General features: G+C 35.2%; 13 protein-coding genes. 3 read left to right on the top strand and 10 right to left on the bottom strand.

Annotated elements, in window-relative coordinates:
• Window positions 1-37: 37 nt before the first annotated feature.
• The 3 genes from BMW63_RS13585 (at window position 38) to BMW63_RS13575 (ending at window position 5,164) form a co-directional block, all read left to right on the top strand.
• The gene (locus tag BMW63_RS13585) at window positions 38-1,648 is read left to right on the top strand and encodes a L,D-transpeptidase family protein (protein ID WP_074724026.1); all 1,611 of its coding nucleotides are present in this window, start codon (window positions 38-40) and stop codon (window positions 1,646-1,648) included.
• A gap of 202 nt (window positions 1,649-1,850) precedes the next feature.
• Window positions 1,851-3,419 carry a L,D-transpeptidase family protein gene (locus tag BMW63_RS13580; protein WP_074724025.1) on the top strand — a complete coding sequence of 523 codons (1,569 nt, stop codon included), beginning with the start codon at window positions 1,851-1,853 and terminating at the stop codon, window positions 3,417-3,419.
• A gap of 146 nt (window positions 3,420-3,565) precedes the next feature.
• Window positions 3,566-5,164 (top strand): L,D-transpeptidase family protein, encoded by a 1,599-nt coding sequence (locus tag BMW63_RS13575; protein ID WP_074724024.1) that lies wholly within the window; start codon window positions 3,566-3,568, stop codon window positions 5,162-5,164.
• 191 nt (window positions 5,165-5,355) lie between these two features.
• On the opposite strand, the gene BMW63_RS13570 is transcribed toward BMW63_RS13575, so the two are convergent.
• From BMW63_RS13570 to mscL, 10 genes are all read right to left on the bottom strand, one after another.
• Window positions 5,356-7,452, bottom strand: coding sequence for a prolyl oligopeptidase family serine peptidase (locus tag BMW63_RS13570; protein WP_394333763.1), 2,097 nt, complete (start codon window positions 7,450-7,452; stop codon window positions 5,356-5,358).
• A 392-nt stretch (window positions 7,453-7,844) separates the two neighbouring features.
• Window positions 7,845-9,134 (bottom strand): DASH family cryptochrome, encoded by a 1,290-nt coding sequence (locus tag BMW63_RS13565; RefSeq protein ID WP_074724022.1) that lies wholly within the window; start codon window positions 9,132-9,134, stop codon window positions 7,845-7,847.
• Complete coding sequence (locus tag BMW63_RS13560) at window positions 9,131-10,669, bottom strand: cryptochrome/photolyase family protein (RefSeq protein ID WP_074724021.1); 1,539 nt, start codon at window positions 10,667-10,669, stop codon at window positions 9,131-9,133. Before BMW63_RS13560 ends, BMW63_RS13565 begins: the two co-directional genes overlap by 4 nt.
• The gene (locus BMW63_RS13555) at window positions 10,659-10,808 is read right to left on the bottom strand and encodes a DUF2256 domain-containing protein (RefSeq protein ID WP_074724020.1); all 150 of its coding nucleotides are present in this window, start codon (window positions 10,806-10,808) and stop codon (window positions 10,659-10,661) included. The genes BMW63_RS13560 and BMW63_RS13555 overlap by 11 nt, the downstream gene beginning before the upstream one ends.
• The gene (locus BMW63_RS13550) at window positions 10,795-11,529 is read right to left on the bottom strand and encodes a YqjF family protein (protein ID WP_074724019.1); all 735 of its coding nucleotides are present in this window, start codon (window positions 11,527-11,529) and stop codon (window positions 10,795-10,797) included. Before BMW63_RS13550 ends, BMW63_RS13555 begins: the two co-directional genes overlap by 14 nt.
• Window positions 11,529-13,019, bottom strand: coding sequence for a cryptochrome/deoxyribodipyrimidine photo-lyase family protein (locus tag BMW63_RS13545; protein WP_074724018.1), 1,491 nt, complete (start codon window positions 13,017-13,019; stop codon window positions 11,529-11,531). Before BMW63_RS13545 ends, BMW63_RS13550 begins: the two co-directional genes overlap by 1 nt.
• 519 nt (window positions 13,020-13,538) lie before the next feature.
• Window positions 13,539-15,749 carry a TonB-dependent receptor gene (locus BMW63_RS13540; protein WP_074724017.1) on the bottom strand — a complete coding sequence of 737 codons (2,211 nt, stop codon included), beginning with the start codon at window positions 15,747-15,749 and terminating at the stop codon, window positions 13,539-13,541.
• 118 nt (window positions 15,750-15,867) lie between these two features.
• Window positions 15,868-16,221: a hypothetical protein gene (locus BMW63_RS13535; RefSeq protein ID WP_074724016.1), complete on the bottom strand. Its 354-nt coding sequence runs from the start codon at window positions 16,219-16,221 to the stop codon at window positions 15,868-15,870.
• Window positions 16,222-16,323: 102 nt separating this feature from the next.
• Entirely contained in the window at window positions 16,324-17,313 is a 990-nt protein-coding gene (locus BMW63_RS13530; protein ID WP_074724015.1) for an aspartate-semialdehyde dehydrogenase, read from the bottom strand.
• A 167-nt stretch (window positions 17,314-17,480) separates the two neighbouring features.
• Complete coding sequence (gene mscL, locus BMW63_RS13525; protein ID WP_074724014.1) at window positions 17,481-17,903, bottom strand: large conductance mechanosensitive channel protein MscL; 423 nt, start codon at window positions 17,901-17,903, stop codon at window positions 17,481-17,483.
• Between the last annotated feature and the right edge of the window lie 35 nt (window positions 17,904-17,938).

The raw sequence follows: 17,938 nt of genomic DNA, 5'->3' as shown, positions 1-17,938 counted from the left end.
GGACATAATTCTTTACCTTTATGTAAATGATTGTATTGTGAAAAATTTCTTTTTATCGATTGTAGTTGTTTTATTTGGTTTTTCACTTGCCGCTTTTTATCATTACAGAAATGACGATATACCGGCAAAGATGATTTCTATTGTCAAAATTTTTCAAACAACACCTGATGAAAAATTAGCAATCCCCATTGACAAGACTATTCTCAAGGTTTTTTTTGAAAAATATCCCGATTTAAAAAAATACGAATCTGATGTAGTTACTTTATATAAAAACCGGAATTACAATTCAATCTGGTATGATAACAAAGGCCTTATTGAATTTGCTGATATGCTTTATTCGAAAGTCAATTCCCTCGAAGAAGAAGGTCTGAAATCTACCCTGGCTTATGCTTCGATCATTAACGGAATATTTAATGCTAATACTTCAAATAAAATTTCCGAAACTGATACAGAAATACTACTAACCACTGTGTATGTTTACTATGCAAAAAAAGTATTCCAAGGGATTGATGTCGCTAAAACTACCGACATCGGATGGTTTTTGCCCCGAAAAAACATTTCATATGATAATTTATTAGATTCCCTTTTAACGGACCCTCAACTATTAAGTAAAAACGAGAAACAGCTATTTACTCAATATTACAAACTTCGTGACGTCCTGAAAAAATATAGAGCGATAGAACAAAGCGGTGATTGGGATCCTATTGACATAGATCCCTCAATAGAATATTACAAACATAATGATAGCTCAAAAACCATTGGTCAAATCAGGCATCATCTTGCTGTTATGGGAGATTTAAAGCGGGATTCTAAAAGCAACCTCTATGACGAGGAACTGATGGAAGGTGTCATGAATTTCAAAAAAAGAAACGGATACAAAACCAATAAAATACTTTCGACTTGGCAAGCACAACGAATGAATATTCCAATAGAGAAACTCATCAGTACTATTATAGTGAATATGGAACGTTGTCGATGGATTGATCCCAAATTTACAAAAGTACCTGAATATATATTTATAAATATTCCGGCTTTTAAACTGAATTATATAAAAAACGGCAAAAAAGAACTAGAATCTAATCTTTTAGTAGGTAAAGACATGACCGAAACAGTCGTTTTCAGTGGTTCCATTAGTTCGATTGTTTTTAGTCCGTATTGGACTGTCCCAAGAAGTATCATCGAAAACGAAATAAAACAGGCAATATTTCAAGACAAAAATTATCTTGAATCTCACGAAATGGAATGGAAAAATGGCAACATCATACAAAGACCAGGAGTAAAAAATCCAATGGGATTGGTTAAATTTATGTTTCCGAATTCTAATGACATTTATTTACACGATACACCATATAAAAGTTTATTTGAATTTGATTACCGCGCATTTAGTCATGGTTGTATCAATATGGACAAAGGCAAAGAACTAGCAATTCTGTTGCTGCGAGATGATCCAAACTGGACTGTAGCAAGCATAAATGAAGCGATGAAAGGGGAGAAACAGACCATTCATGTCCTGAAAAATAAAATTCCGATATATATTGGCTACTTCACTGCCTGGGTTTCTGATGATGGAGTGATTAACTTTTATAACGATCTATACCAAAGAGACGATCGCCTAGCTGATTTATTGTTTTCTGATGTCACAGAATAAGAGTATTCTATCATTTTAAAATCGCACTATTATTATTTAGTACACCACTAAACAATTTAAGCAGCTGAAAATTAATTAAATATAAAATTCGTTGCGTTTATTTAATTTTCCAAATCATCATACCAAGAGTAACCTTGTAATATTGCAAACAATTTTAATGTATTTTAGCATCACTTTTAAAAGAAAGTATAAGCCCCATACTATGAGAAAGTTATTTTTATCCATCGCATTTGTTTGTTTCCTACTTTTAGTTACAACAGTATCCTGTAAAAAGAAAGACATTGTCGTGCATGCTATTCCAGACGAAATCGAAACTTCTTTTGATAGTACGCTAGTACAAACTTTTTTTACCAAGCATCCAAAGTTAAAGGAATACCAATCTGATGTGGAGACATTGTACCGAAAACATCAATTTCACTATGTGTGGTATGATCACAACGGGATAAATGAGTTTGCTAATTTATTACACAATAAACTGATTAACCTGAGAGAAGAAGGAATCCAAGATACTGTTCCTTATAAAGATAAACTAGATGCCGTTTATCAAAATTTTGATGAAAAGCACAGACCAAATGTTGAAACTGAATTACTGCACTCAGCGCTTTATTTTTTTTATGCCGATAATGTATATCATGGCTTAGACGCTAAAAAGTCTACCGAAATGGAATGGTACCTACCGCGAAAAAAACAATCGTATGGTACGTATCTTGATTCTCTCTTGATCGACCCAACTTTAATAAACAAAGATGAGAAAGGCGTATTAAGTCAATATTTTTTACTAAAAAACGTACTAAAAAAATACCGCCAAATAGAACAACAAGGAGGCTGGAAAACCATAACGATCGATTCTGATGTGAGATCTTATAACATAGGTGACAGCTCAAGCACAATAGCACAGATAAGACAGCGACTATTTATTACGGGAGATCTGTCTAAAGATTCTAAAAGTGCCGTATATGATAAAGATCTCGCCGCCGGAGTTTCAAAATATAAAAACAGAAGCGGCAATAATGCGGATACTAAAATTCTTCCCGAACATATCAAAGAAATGAACATCCCTGTAGAGAAACGCATCAAAACACTTATTGTCAACATGGAACGCTGCCGCTGGGTTTCAAACGACATCACCAAAGCAAAAGAATTGATTGCTATTAACATTCCTGCTTATCAGTTAACGTATTTTAGAAACGGTGTACCCGAATTAAGATCTAATGTTGTAGTGGGAAAAGTGATGAATCAAACCGTCATTTTTAGCGCACCCATGAAATCAATCGTATTCAGTCCTTATTGGAATGTCCCAAAGAGTATTTTGGAAAAAGAAATTCTTCCAGGTATTGAAAAAAACGCAAATTATTTGGAAGAACACAATATGGAGTGGCATGGCGATTACGTGCGACAAAAGCCGGGACCTAAAAACTCATTGGGATTAATAAAATTTTTGTTTCCTAATTCGAATGCTATTTATTTACACGATACTCCTGCAAAAAGTCTATTCAATAAAGAAGACAGAGCCTTCAGCCACGGCTGCATTCGAGTAGCAAAACCCATCGAATTAGCAACTCTTATCTTGAAAAATGATAAAAAATGGAATGAGCAAAAGATTAGAGAAGCTATGAATAGCGGAGAAGAAAAATGGTACACACTCAAAGACAAAATCCCAGTTTACATTGGCTATTTTACCGCTTGGGCCGATGACAAAGGAGAAATTCATTTTTATGAAGACATCTATAATAGAGACGATGAGTTAGCATCATTGTTATTTATAAAATAGCCATTCACAGCGATAGCACACAGTAGATATTCTGGATAGGATTGTTCTTGACCCCTTGTTTTATAACTTGGACTTTGTGAATTCAATCCTTCCAAATTCTCCCCATTTTTTTGTATATTTATAGTTGACTCTATAAATATATTGACATGAAACGTATACTTGTCATTTCTGTTTTTTTAATAAACTGCTTTCTAATAGTCGGACTTCCTACTCCTGCAAAAGCGAGTAGCCATGCGACTGCTTCTGTTTCTCTTAGTTACCAAAAAATCCCTTCCTTTCCCCCAATTCCTTTTGACAGTACATTAGTAGCTCCTTTTTTTGCTAAATACCCAAAATTCAAATACCTAAAACCAGAAGTTGTCCAACTCTACAGAAAACACAATTACGAGTTCCTTTGGCATGATGGTAGCGGCATGAATGAGTTTGCAGCTTTGTTATACAGTAAGGTAAATAATTTAGAGCAGGAAGGAATAAAAACCCGCGTGCCTTATGCCGAGAAATTACAAACCATTTTTCAGGACGCAGAAAATATGGAAAAGTCAGATGTGGAAGTGGAATTGCTGATGTCTTCTCTTTATTTTTTTTATGCTGACCGCGTGTTTAAGGGAATAGATACGAAACAAACAGTAGAACTGGGTTGGTACCTTCCTCGAAAAAAACAATCGTATGTGAATCGACTAGACTCTTTACTCCAAGATCCGAGCCTGATTAACAAACAACTTAAAGACCTTCCTGGGCAATATTATCTTTTAAAAGATGCTCTTCAAAATTACCGCAACATTGAAAAAAATGGAGGCTGGGACCCAATTGTCTTTCCAAAAACAATAAAATCTCTGAAACCTGGAGATACTTCTGACGTTATCTTACAAGTTAGAAAACGCTTGTTTATTACCCGAGACTTAAAAATTGATTCTCAAAAAAACATATTTGACAATGAGCTATTAGAAGGGCTTCTAAAATACAAAGAGCGCAACGCATTCACCACCGATTCTTTATTGTTGCCCAAACATATCAGCAGCATGAATATTAACGTTCACGCTCGCATCAAGACTATCATGGTCAATATGGAGCGCTCCAGATGGATCTCGCCTAGCTTGACACAAACACAACAATCGATAGTGGTCAATATCCCTTCTTTTACCCTTACCTATTTTAAAGAAGGCAAGCCTGTACTTGTCTCGAAAGTGGTCGTGGGAAAATCCATGAATAAAACAGCCGTTTTTAGTGGTCAGATGAACCAAATTATATTTAGTCCCTACTGGAATGTACCTCCAAGTATTTTAAGAAAAGAAATTTTGCCGGCTATTGCCAAAAACAGCAACTATCTGGCCAAACACGATATGGAATGGGTTGGAAACCGCGTGCGACAAAGGCCGGGAGAACAAAATGCCTTGGGTAAAGTGAAATTTGTTTTTCCAAACTCTCATATTATTTATATGCATGACACCCCTTCAAAAACTCTATTTAACAAGGAACAAAGGGCATTTAGCCATGGTTGCATTCGAGTAGCACGTCCAAGAGATTTAGCAATCAAAGTTTTAGAGGGTGATAAAAACTGGACTGTAGAAAAAATAGATGCAGCCATGAATCGAGAAGTCGAGAAAACTTATAATCTAAGAACCCAAATACCAGTATATATTGGTTATTTCACCGCCTGGGTTGATAGCGAGCGGGAAATCCATTTTTATGAAGATATCTATGCACACGACGAGCGCTTGTCTAAAATATTACTTTCCGACTTATAAAAAAAATGTATTCAGTTATAGTTAGTGCAAATACAAAACGCCAATCTTCCGATTGGCGTTTTTGTTATAAAAATACTTGTTGTGTGTCTATTCCCTAGCCCTGATTGAAGCGGCATCCTCTTGTTTCTCGTTTTTATGAGATAACAAGAGATACAGCGGAAAGCGGGAAATAGCTCCTAATAAAATCTAAATTATTTCGATTTCGGCAATGCTTTGAAACCCATATTATAAAGTGTAAAAGCCTGGATATCCACATTTTCCTGAATGCTCGCCGCCACTGACTTCCCTGCACCATGACCTGCTTTCACATCAATTCGAATTAATGTTGGGTTAGTCCCTGTTTGTTTTTCCTGTAACTCTGCTGCAAATTTAAAACTATGTGCTGGCACTACTCTATCATCGTGATCCCCTGTGGTTACCATAGTTGCGGGATAATGAATCCCTGCTTTTACGTTGTGTACCGGAGAATAGCCTTTGATATATTCAAACATTTCTTTGCTGTCTTGAGCGGTTCCATAATCATAAGCCCAACCTGCGCCTGCGGTAAAAGTATGGTAACGCAACATGTCCATCACTCCCACTGCAGGCAAAGCTACTTTCATCAATTCTGGACGCTGAGTCATCGTTGCACCTACTAGCAAACCTCCATTTGACCCACCACGAATGGCAAGAAAATCTGAGGAAGTGTATTTTTCAGCAATCAGGTATTCGGCAGCGGCGATGAAATCATCAAATACATTTTGTTTTTGCATTTTAGTTCCTGCATCGTGCCATTTTTTCCCATATTCGCCACCACCTCTTAAACTTGGTACGGCATAAACGCCTCCGTTTTCCATCCACACCGCATTAGCAATGCTAAAAGCTGGGGTTAGACTCACGTTAAAACCGCCATAACCATAAAGCATCGTTGGGTTTTTACCGTTTAATTTTAATCCTTTTTTGTAAGTAATAATCATTGGTATTTTACTACCGTCTTTGGAGGTATAAAATACTTGTTTGGATTCAAAATCATCGTTTTTAAAGTCCACCTTTGGCTGTGCATAAACCCCTGATTTTCCTGCTTTCGGTTCAAAAGAGTAAATCGTTCCTGGCGTAGTGTAATTAGTAAAAGAGTAATACAATATTTTCTCTTTTTTCTTTCCACCAAAACCACCTGCTGTGCCTAGTCCTGGCAACTGAATCTCACGAATCAGTTTCCCATTATAATCATATTGTTTCACTACCGAAACGGCATCTTTCATATAATTAGCAAAGAAAAAACCTGCTCCTGTCGAAGGGGACAATACATTCTCTGTCTCTGGAATAAAATCAACCCAGTTTAATGGCGACGGATTACTAGCATCTACCGTTACAATGCGTTTATTGGGTGCATTTAAGTCGGTTACAATAAATAACTTTGTTCCTTCGCTATCAATTATATTATTATCACTGTTGAAATTATCCACAATAGTAACTATAGGGCTATTTTCTACCGTTAAATCTTTAATATACAATTCGTTACCGTAGGTAGAATTAGCTGCCGAAATCACTAAATAGCGATCATCCTCTGTAACATAACCTCCTACATACCTACGCTTTTGGTCAGCGCCAAAAATTACTTTATCCTCTTTTTGAGCCGTTCCCAGTTTATGAAAATACAATTTATGTTGGTCTGTCTTAGCAGACAATTCGCTTCCTTTTGGTTTCTCGTAACTCGAATAATAGAAACCTTCGTTTCCTCTCCAAGACAATCCACTGAATTTGACATCAATCAATGTGTCTTCTATTATTTTCTTAGATAATGCATCCATAATAATCACTTTTCTCCAGTCGCTTCCCCCTTCTGAAATGGCATAAGCTACAGTTGCGCCATCTTTAGAAAAATCGATTCCTCCTAGTGAGGTTGTTCCGTCTTTAGAAAAAGTATTAGGATCTAAGAAAATCTGTTCTTTCCCCGAAGCATCTTTTCTATACATGACGGACTGATTTTGCAACCCGTTATTTTTAGAGTAGTAGGTAAAGTTTCCTTCTTTCGAGGGTGAGCCTATTTTTTCGTAATTCCACAGTTTCTCCATGCGGTTTTTAAGCGCATCGCGAAAAGGAATTTGGTTTAAATAACCATAAGTCACTTCGTTTTCGGCCTTAACCCAAGCCGCGGTTTCTGCAGAGCGATCGTCTTCTAACCAACGATACGGGTCAGCTACTTTGGCATCAAAATATTGGTCTACCGTTTCTCCTTTTTTGGTCTCTGGATAGTGCATTGGTTTTTGGTTTTGTCCAAAAGAAGCTATTGAAGGTAATACTGCCATTATTAAAATTAGTTTTTTCATTAAAATCTTTTATATTGGTTAACAAAAATAAGGAAAATCTCTGGCTTCCTCGTAGGAAGAAAGGCGTTAGTAAGATTGGTCGTTAAAAGTCGTTTATTGTTACTAATTTTAAAACATATAAGTCATATCAGTTTCTTTAATTTAGTGTGGATAAAATATATTTCACAGAGAAGCGCAGAGGCAACGCAGAGACACACAAATTTTAAAAAAATAAAACCATTAAGGAATTAAGAGAATTAAGCCAACAGGTAATAAATATCAATCGATTCAAAAAACCAATCTGAAATAGCTCCTAAACTTATAGGTCTTATATGGTAAAAAAAGTTAGTGCATCTTTGCGCTTGCTTTGTGACTCTTTGCGAAACAAAAAACTACTGCAACCACAAATCACGGAACGCCCTATCCTTATCATAATCATTAGCCTGTTTTTCAATGTTGAAGTAACGGTGTTTTCTTGGATCATTACCTACTCCTGCCAAGTACGCCCAATTCCCCCAGTTACTGCACACATCATAATCTATTAACTGCGACTCAAAATAAGCTGCGCCAATGCGCCAGTCCATATTGAGTTCGTTACAAAAATAACTCGCCACATTTTGTCGGCCTCTATTGCTCATAAAACCCGTTTTTTTCAATTCAATCATATTAGCATTGATAAACTCAGAAGGAGTTGTACCATTTATCCACTGAGAAAGTAACTTTTTATTCAAGGATTTTGAGTTGACTTTATCGCCTTTAATTCCAGAATATAAGAAAAATTTAGTTTGGTGTTTTTTAAACATAAATCGGAAAAAATCACGCCACAACAACTCAAAAATCAACCAATATGTAGATTCGTTAGCGCCATATTCCTTTTCATATTTTTTTATTTCATGATAAATTGTTCTCGGTGAAATACATCCCAAAGCCAACCAAGCAGAAAATTTTGACGAATAATCTTCACCTACCATTCCGTTTCTAGTTTCCTTATATGCCGATAAGCTTTTTGTTTCAAAAAAATAATGATTTAATCGCTTCATCGCTTCTGTTTCTCCGCCTTTAAATTGAATGGCTGCACGAGAATCTATTGGAGAAAAATGTAAGCCTAAATCTTTTAAAGTAGGTAAAATTAATTCCGGAATTTCTGGAGAAACAATTGTTATTGGTTGGTCAAAAACATTTCTTACGGCGGCATCTAATTCTGTTTTCTTCCTAAAAGTGGTAAAAACATCCGGAATGTCTTTTAGCGAAAACGGCAGATCTTCTGCATGATACAAAGTACTCGTACTATAAGTATCTAGTTCACAACGCAATTTGAAAAGTGCCGTTTGAACCACGCTTTCTGTTTGTTTTTCTTCAAATGCTACTTCTCTTTTGGCAAAAACTTTTCGAACTCTATATTCTGCTACAATTTTCGGGATTTCAACTTCTGGCTTTCCTTTTAAAATAATCAAGCCCGAACCCATTTTTCGTAAATTATCATCTAAATCTTGTAATGATTCCAATAAAAACTGCGTTCGAAAATTACCTGATTTTTTAAAACCATATTGGGAAGTTTCAAAATGGGAATCATCAAAACAATAAACAGGGATAACACTTTCACTTTGAGTAATTGCTCTTTTAAGCGCTTCATTATCATATAATCGTAAATCAGTTGTAAACCAAACTATAGCCGTTTTCATAATTCATTTATTTTTTTTAGATAATAATCTGCTTGTTCTAATAAGGCTGCCTTTGCTTCTGGTTCCATTTTTTTCCAAACATTATACATCATTCCTATCCTTGGGTTTTTTGCTAATTTATCTTCATTTTTATCATAAAAATTCCAGTATAAACTATTAAAAGGACAAGCTTTTTCGCCTGTTTTAAGTTGTTTGTTATAAAAACAACTGCCACAATAATGGCTCATTTTATTAATATAAGATGCCGAACTTACATACGGTTTTGTGCCTACAATTCCGCCATCTGCAAATTGACTCATTCCACGCGTATTTGTAATTTCGACCCATTCAATGGCGTCAATATAGATTCCGAGATACCAAGCATCTAATTCATCAGGATGAATTCCAGCTAAAAGTGCAAAATTCCCAGTTATCATTAATCGCTGAATGTGATGGGCATATGCAAAATTCAACGATTGATTTATAGCATCTTTTAAACAATTCATTTTAGTATTGCCTGTCCAAAACCAATCTGGCAACTTTTCTTGATTATTAAAAAAATTCATGCTGGCATATTCAGGCATTTTTAGCCAATAAATCCCTCGCATGTATTCGCGCCAACCTATTATTTGCCGGACGAAACCTTCTAATTGATTGTATTCAATTTCATTAGGCCTACTTTCCCACTCTTTTATGGCTTTATCAATAACTTCTTGTGGTGAAATCATCTTTAAATTCATAGAAAATGAAAGTCGAGAATGGTATAAAGACCACTCATTTGAGGACATCGCATCTTGATAACTTCCGAACAAAGGCAAACATTCTACTAGAAAAAAATCTAATAATTGCAAAGATTGTTCTCGATTAATTGGCCAAACAAAATTTACAGCATCAATATTTCCTATGGTTTTAATATCTGTTTTATTGATTTCATCAAGAACCTCTGAAACAGTATTATTAAAAACTAATGGCGGTGTCGGTTTATGATTTTTGGGCAACTTTTTTCGGTTGTCGCTATCATAATTCCACTTGCCGGTTAGTGGCTGATTGCCTTCCATTAAAACATTATGCTTTTTTCTAAGCATCCTATAAAAATTTTCCATCACAAAGGTTTTCTTCCCTTCAAAAAAGTGTTCTAATTCATTTCGTGTTGTAAAAAAGTGCTCCGAATCAGCGATCGAACTTGAAATTGCGATTACTTTACACAGATTTTTTAAAGCTTCATCAACACGAAATTCATCTGGCAATTGGTATTCAAAATGAGTAAAATTATGTTTTGAAATCAGGTTTTCGATGTTGTTTTCAAATGATTGTAAGTTGTTTACATCAACTAGATTGATATAAATTATGTTGTGCTTATTTAACTTTAGTTCCTTGCTAAAACTTCTCATTGCAGAAAAAATACCAACCACTTTTTGAATATGGTGCGACGCATAATCGGTCTCGGTTCGAATTTCCATCATAACATAAGTCACCGAATCATCTACAGCTTTAAACCAGGAATGATTGCTGTTTAGTTGATCGCCGAGAACTAATCGTAACGTTTTATTTGACATCTTTTCTGTTGCTTCTACATTTATCACTACAATATTTTACCTCATCCCAAACCTTTTCCCATTTTTTACGCCAAGAAAAAGGTCTTTGACAAACCAAACAGGTTTTAGTCGGTAAGTTTTGTTTTTTAATGTTTTTCATTTTCAAAATTGAGTCGGTTTCTTTTCCATTCTATTCCTACTGAAGAACCTTCGGCTATAAAAACAGCTTCGGGTTTTGTAGCATTTAAAATCGAAAACGCATCACCGTACATCGCTGTGAAATCGCAATCCATTTTATAATCTAACACTTGATTTACCTGCCAACTTGGATGTTGCAATTTGTATTCTTCCGTATTATTTTGGTCAATTTTAGTATAACCATAATAATGTTCGAATATAAATTTCTCTAAACTTTCACGTTTCATCGGCTTCGATTCGGTGGTTGCTTCTACATAAATGCTATTCCATTTTTTGTTTAAAAGCCATTCAAACTGTACTTTTTTACTCGTGATTTCGGTCGTGATTTCGTGTTTCGTAGGAACCACAGTATAATGCTCTTTGTATAATTTATTCGCCATCCAAGCCACGATAGGATACGGAATGGTTTCATTGATAAAGACTACACCGCGTTTTACGGTGTCTCCCTCTTTTCGAACCACATAAAAGCGCAAATTAATTTCTTCAAAAGTTCCAAAATGCGGAATTGGAACATTAAAAAGTTTGGTTTTCTTAAACATGAAACCCACCAAACTTACATAAGCCTTCCCTGCATATAAATCGAGTTCGACACCTTTGGGCAAGAACGGAATTAGTATTGCAGGATCAATTTCATAATTTGCCATTATGATATTTTCCCAATTTGCTTTTAAAAAGATAGTCATTATGTTTTTGTTTTTTTTGTTCTTCGATTCGGATTAGAAACGTGCTTTTTCAAAATCCGTTTTCCTTCTTCTTTCACTTCGTCTTTCTTACGGAAACTCCATACTATATCACTAGCCCGTTTTCTAGTTTCTTCAATATTGACAATAGGTTCGGGATAATCTTTCCCTATTTCACAGCTATAAAATTGTTGTTCAATTGGATTTAACTTCCACGGTTCATGAACTAAACTAACTGGAATCTCCGCTAATTCAGGCAACCATTGTTTAATAAAAACACCGTCAGGATCATGATCTTGAGAGTTTTTAATGGGACTATAAATCCTAATCGTATTTATACCAGTTGTTCCTGATTGCATTTGGATTTGCGGATAATGAATTCCGGGTTCGTAGTCTAAAAATTGTCTTGCAAGAAAATGTAACTCTCGCCAATCTTGCCACAGATTAAACGTAAAAAAGGAAACTACCATGGCGCGCATCCTAAAATTGATATAGCCCGTTGCAACCAAACATCGCATGCAGGCATCAACAATAGGCACTCCCGTTTTTCCTTCTTGCCAGGCTTTGATATAGTTTTCATTCTTTGGCTTAACCAAAGTGTCATACGCTCTATTTACATTTTCAAATTCCATGCGGCATTCATCTTCAAATTTTTGCATGAAATGGCAATGCCAATGTAACCGAGAAACGAAATTAAGAATCGCTCGTTTATTTTTAGAATTCTCATAATGCTGATTTGTATATTGATAAATCAATCGCATACTGATATTACCATAAGCCAAATAAGGAGACAAGCGGCTACAGCCTTTTCTGCTCAATGCTGGTTTCGAAATATGCATGCTGTAATTGACATAACGCTCCTTTACAAAACTGTCTAAATAGCGCCAAGCAAGATTTTCACCTCCTTTTTGGAAATTTTTATTTGGATTTGTAATGCTTTCAGAAAGTGAATTTCCTTTTATGGAACTATAAAAAACATCCTCTAGTTGAATTAAATTGAAATCTTGAATCACACTCATTTTAGGTTCGGCACGCATCACTTCTTCCCAGCGCTTATCCCAATGCTGCCTTGATTTCAATCGTCTAATGACGCCATGCATTTGTGACTCTTTCCAACTAATATTATTTTTTTGAAAAAAATCCTGCATCGCTAGATCTCTATCAAAAGTAAGCTTGTTACCTATTTCTTGATGGGAAAAAACAGTGTCTATGTCATACTGTTTTAACAGCTCGACAAACACGGGTTCCACTTCATTGTGAAAAAAATACAGCTTAGAATTTGTTGCGTTTAACTTGGTTTGTAAGTCTTGAATGGATTCATATATAAAACGCCAATGACGCACGTCAGCATCGTCATAATTCATAACGCTCGGTTCAAAGAAATAAACGAACAATAAAGGCAATCCTGAGTTCTGTGCGCTAAACAAAGCTTCGTTATCTGTAAAACGCAGGTCTCTTTTAAACCAAACAATATTTATTGTAGTTTTAAGCACTTTAATTGATTTTTATTGCTTTTGTTTAAGATTAAGTTGTTTAATCTTTTATTGTTTTTGATAAACAAAGATACGAAACTTAGATTTAAAATAGGGTTGAAATTTTAAAACATATAACCCATATAAGTTTTTTATTAATTTATCATTACGGAAATATATTCCACAGAGACGCGCAACGGTTCCGGAGAGAGGCATTGAGGTTCCACACAAATATGCAAACCATAAACAATTAAAACCATTAAGAAATTAAGCCAACTCTTAATGTCTCTTACTATCCCAATGATTTACAAAAAGTAAGCCTAAAACTCATTAAACTGATATGACTTATATGGTAAAAAAACTACCCAACATTTAATGACCCTTAATTTCTACATGTTTAAAACTCTTTGAGAAACTTAGCGTTTGCTTTGCGACGCTTCGTGTAATTTTTCTTTTCCGAAAAAGCCTATAATGCTCTCAAAATTAAATGACAAAAAAAACGCTACCCTTTCGGATAGCGCTTCATTATTTAGACTTTTTCTATAAATTGAAATTGACACCCAGAACTATGTTTCGGCCTATATTCGGGATTCCGTCATTTTTTAATCTTGACAAATGGGCTATGTATTTTTTGTCGAATAAATTATTTCCGTTAAGGTTAACATCAAAAACAGTTTTACCTAGTTTTACTGTTCCGCCAAGGCCTAAATTTATTAAAGTATAGCCATTAGATTTGGTTTCAAAGCCACTTACATTGTCTTGGTTAAATGTTGTATTCACATTAAAAGTAGCGAATCCGGCTTCGAGCCACTCTTTAACTTTAAATTCACCTCTAAGCGTATTATTCCAATTGTTTGCAGGAATCAGTGGCAAGTAGTCCCCGTTCTGTTTTTTCGCCGTAACGGTTTCAAAAGCAGTTTCATAATGCAACCAATCCAATGGATGAGGATGAAAATGCAAACCAACTTCTCCTCCATACAATTTGGCATTGCTTTGAATGTAATTGAACACATCATTATTATCCAATACAGCTCCTGTTGGCGAAGTGTAGATATAATTGTTGATATGATTGTAAAAACCATTTACAAAAAACTCAAAATGACTGTTGTTGTATTCTAAATTAATATCAGACTGTACGTTTTGCTCTGTTTTCAAATCACTATTTCCTACTTCGTAGCGATTAGTCCCTTCGTGAACTCCGTTGGACGTTAACTCGGCTAAATTAGGTGCTCTAAACCCTGAAGCTAGATTCATCCTTAAAGTCAAATCCTGAGCAAGCTTCCTTTTGTACCCCAAGGAAGCATTAAAACTGTCAAAGGATTTATCAACTGCTTTAAAATAACCTTCTTCTCCCAGTATTCCATTTTCGGTTGAAGTGATTTTTCTATTGTCAAAACGCAAACCTCCTTGAAGTGCACTGTTGTTATCCCATTCATAATTAATAGTCCCAAAAACACCAAAATCATTAGTGACAGCATCTGGAATCAAGTATTCTTCGCCTGAATTAGTATTGGTTTGGTGCATTCCTTGAATTCCAAAAATCGATTCCAATTTACCCATGTTAGGCAAATAATACTTCGCATCGTAGTTAAAAGTTTTCAATTTCATATGTAAACCTGCCACATTACTATCTTCATATTCAGAGCGATCATTTGCAATATACCCCAAATCAATATCTAGTTTTGAATCTTTTAGATAGATAACTGAATTCAAACTCAACAGATGATTAAAAACGCCTTGTCTCGGAAATGCAGTGTTTTTACTTGACGTTTGTTCTGCTATCCCATCCTCTGGAATCCCTAAATCCAGTTTGTTATAATTGTATCGAAGAACCGAAGAAAAACTAGAATTGCTGTAGCCAATACCTGTTTTAAAATCTGTTTCGTTATAACGAGTATTGGTTACGCGATCTCCTCCCGATATTCTATAATCAGAATGCGTATTATAACTTCCCCTGGTTATAAATTTCCAGTTGTCTGTGGATGTTTTTAATCCAAGAGAAGAATTACTTCCTAAAGTATTGGAAAACAACTTCTGACTAAAATTAGCTTTAAACGTATTCGCATCGGCAAATTTCTCTGGGTTAAAATACAAAACGCCGCCCAGTGCATCTGAGCCATATAATAAAGAAGCAGGACCTTTGATTACCTCAACGCTTTCTACTCCTGCATCATTTAATCCCAAACCATGCTCGTCTCCAAACTGTTGGTTTTCCATTCGGACTCCTTGAGAATAAACTAACACACGGTTTCCACTCAAGCCACGAATTACTGGTTTCCCTATCGAAGTTCCAGTTGAAACTTGAGAAACACCAGGAATCGTTGCCAAGCCTTCAATTAGGGTTGCTGTTCCTTTTTGTTGTAATTCCTTGATGGTTGCATGTTCCACCTTCATCACATTTTGTGACTGTATTTTATTGAAAGCAGTAGAAACGATTACCTCATCCATTTCGAAAATGGTTTCTTCCAATATCACATCTAGAGTATTTGCTTGTTGAAGTCCTTTAATTGTCTTATTCTCAGTTGTAAATCCCACGAAAGTAAAACTCAATTTTACATTTCCATTAGGAAGATTTGACAAACTGTACTTTCCGTTTTCATCTGTTGTAGTACCTTTATGCAATTCTGCCGCATAAACTGACACGCCTTTTAGAGGTTGGTTTGCTATGTTCGATACTGTCCCAGATACTTTGCTTTGCGCATGAAGCAGCGCTGAAAACCCTAATAGTATGGTAATTATAATTTTTTTCATCAGAAATGATTGTAGTATGCTCAAACAGAAATCTTAAAAAGATAACTGAATTGAAATTATTTAATAAGTGAAAATTCCCAACAAAAAACAATAAGAATTGGTTGGAAATAACTTTAATTTAAATAATAACTGAAGGTGGCCCTCGAAGAGAATACAAACTACCGGGAAACGAAATAAAGGTTTTTCCCTTCTGAAAGAAATAGGGAGTCTGTTCGTAATTTGAATGAAGTGAATACGGAAATACTTGAGGAGTTATATAAGAACCAAAACTAAAATGACACACTTTACAATCATCAAAGCTGTGATGTTGGTGCGTAATTTCGGCGGTATGTTTTACATTGTACTTGTGGTGGCATTCAGTTTTCGAGAATTGCTGAACAAAATGCGCATAACTATGCAGCGATTGAAAAAGTATTGAAAACAATACCGTCATCGCCAAAGAAAGACTTAATAATAGTTTTATCTTTTTCATAGAGTGCAAATGTAGGTAAACCTTAAAAAAAAATCTATCTAAATTAATAAAACATAAAGAATTATTAACTTAGATAGACTTAACAAACTGTCTATTATAGCCTTATACGAACTTTGCAGCAATAAGGTATTCAGCAATTTGAATTGTATTTGTCGCGGCTCCTTTTCTTAAATTGTCAGCAACAATCCACATATTCAATGTGTTTGCCTGGCTTTCGTCACGACGAATTCTACCTACAAAAACATCATCTTTTCCTTGCGCGTACATTGGCATCGGATAGGTATACGTATCATTGTTATCTTGTACTACTACTCCATCAGTGTGGTGTAAAATATTTTGAATATCCGAAACCACAAAATCATTCGAAAACTCCACATTTACTGCTTCACTGTGTCCACCAACGATAGGCACACGAACGGCGGTAGCAGTAACTGCAATTGTTCTGTCATCTAATATTTTTTGAGTCTCACGAACCAATTTCATTTCTTCTTTTGTATATCCGTTTTCTTCGAAAGAATCACATTGTGGAATAGCATTTCTATGAATTGGGTATTTATACGCCATTTCACCTTGAACTCCTGCATATTCATTTTCCAATTGTTGTACGGCCTTAACTCCTGTACCAGTAATAGATTGATAAGTAGAAACGATCACACGCTTGATATTGTATTTTTTATGTAAAGGTGCTAAAACCAAAACCATCTGAATCGTAGAACAGTTTGGGTTAGCGATAATTTTATCATCTTTAGTTAATGAAGAAGCATTAATTTCAGGAACAATCAATTTTTTAGTTGGATCCATTCTCCATGCTGAAGAGTTGTCGATAACGGTTGTTCCGGCAGCAGCAAATTTTGGAGCCCATTCTAAAGATGTTTCTCCTCCAGCAGAAAACAAAGCAATATCTGCTTTCATATCTACTGCGGTTTGCATCCCTACAACAGCATAACTCTTTCCTTTAAATTCAATTAGTTTACCCACTGACTTTTCAGACGCAACTGGAATTAATTCCGTTACAGGAAAATTTCTCTCTGCCAACACTTTTAACATTACTTCGCCAACCATACCGGTAGCACCAACAACTGCTATTCTCATAGTATATATTTATTATAGAATTCTTAATTTGTACTGCAAAAGTAAGTAATATTCAAATCATAACAAGACGATTAACAAAAAATAACAAAATGTTACAATTGTAACAATAAAGAAAAACCACCCGTTTTAGTAGGTGGTTAAGTTGAACATATAGCATAGCGGTCTTCTTATTTTTTCAATAAATCTCTAATTTGTATAAGCAACTCTTCTTGAGTTGGTCCCACTCGTGCAGCTGGTGCGGCAACAACTTCCTCTTTTTTCTTTGCTTTTTCAGCAGCTCTTAAAATGACAAAGACAAATAATGCAATAATAACAAAATTGATAGTGGCTTGCACGAGATTCCCATAAGTAATTACGGCAGCTCCTGCTGTTTGAGCCGCAGCTAAATCAGCATAGCTGTTTCCATCAAGTGTTATGAATTTTGTTGTAAAATCAATTCCACCAGTTATCAAACCAACAATTGGCATAATCACATCATCTACTGCTGAGCTTACAATTTTACCAAATGCACCCCCAATAACAACTGCAGTTGCCAAACTTAACACATCACCTTTCATTAAAGATGCTTTAAAATCACTGAAAAATCCCATATCTTTTTTTTAGTTACTATTTATAAAAATCTAAA

Origin of the sequence: Flavobacterium frigoris (genome assembly GCF_900111075.1) — a bacterium.
Lineage (GTDB): Bacteria > Bacteroidota > Bacteroidia > Flavobacteriales > Flavobacteriaceae > Flavobacterium > Flavobacterium frigoris.
The sequence above is the reverse complement of the archived record's forward strand: the minus strand, read 5'-3'. Positions and strand labels throughout refer to the sequence as shown.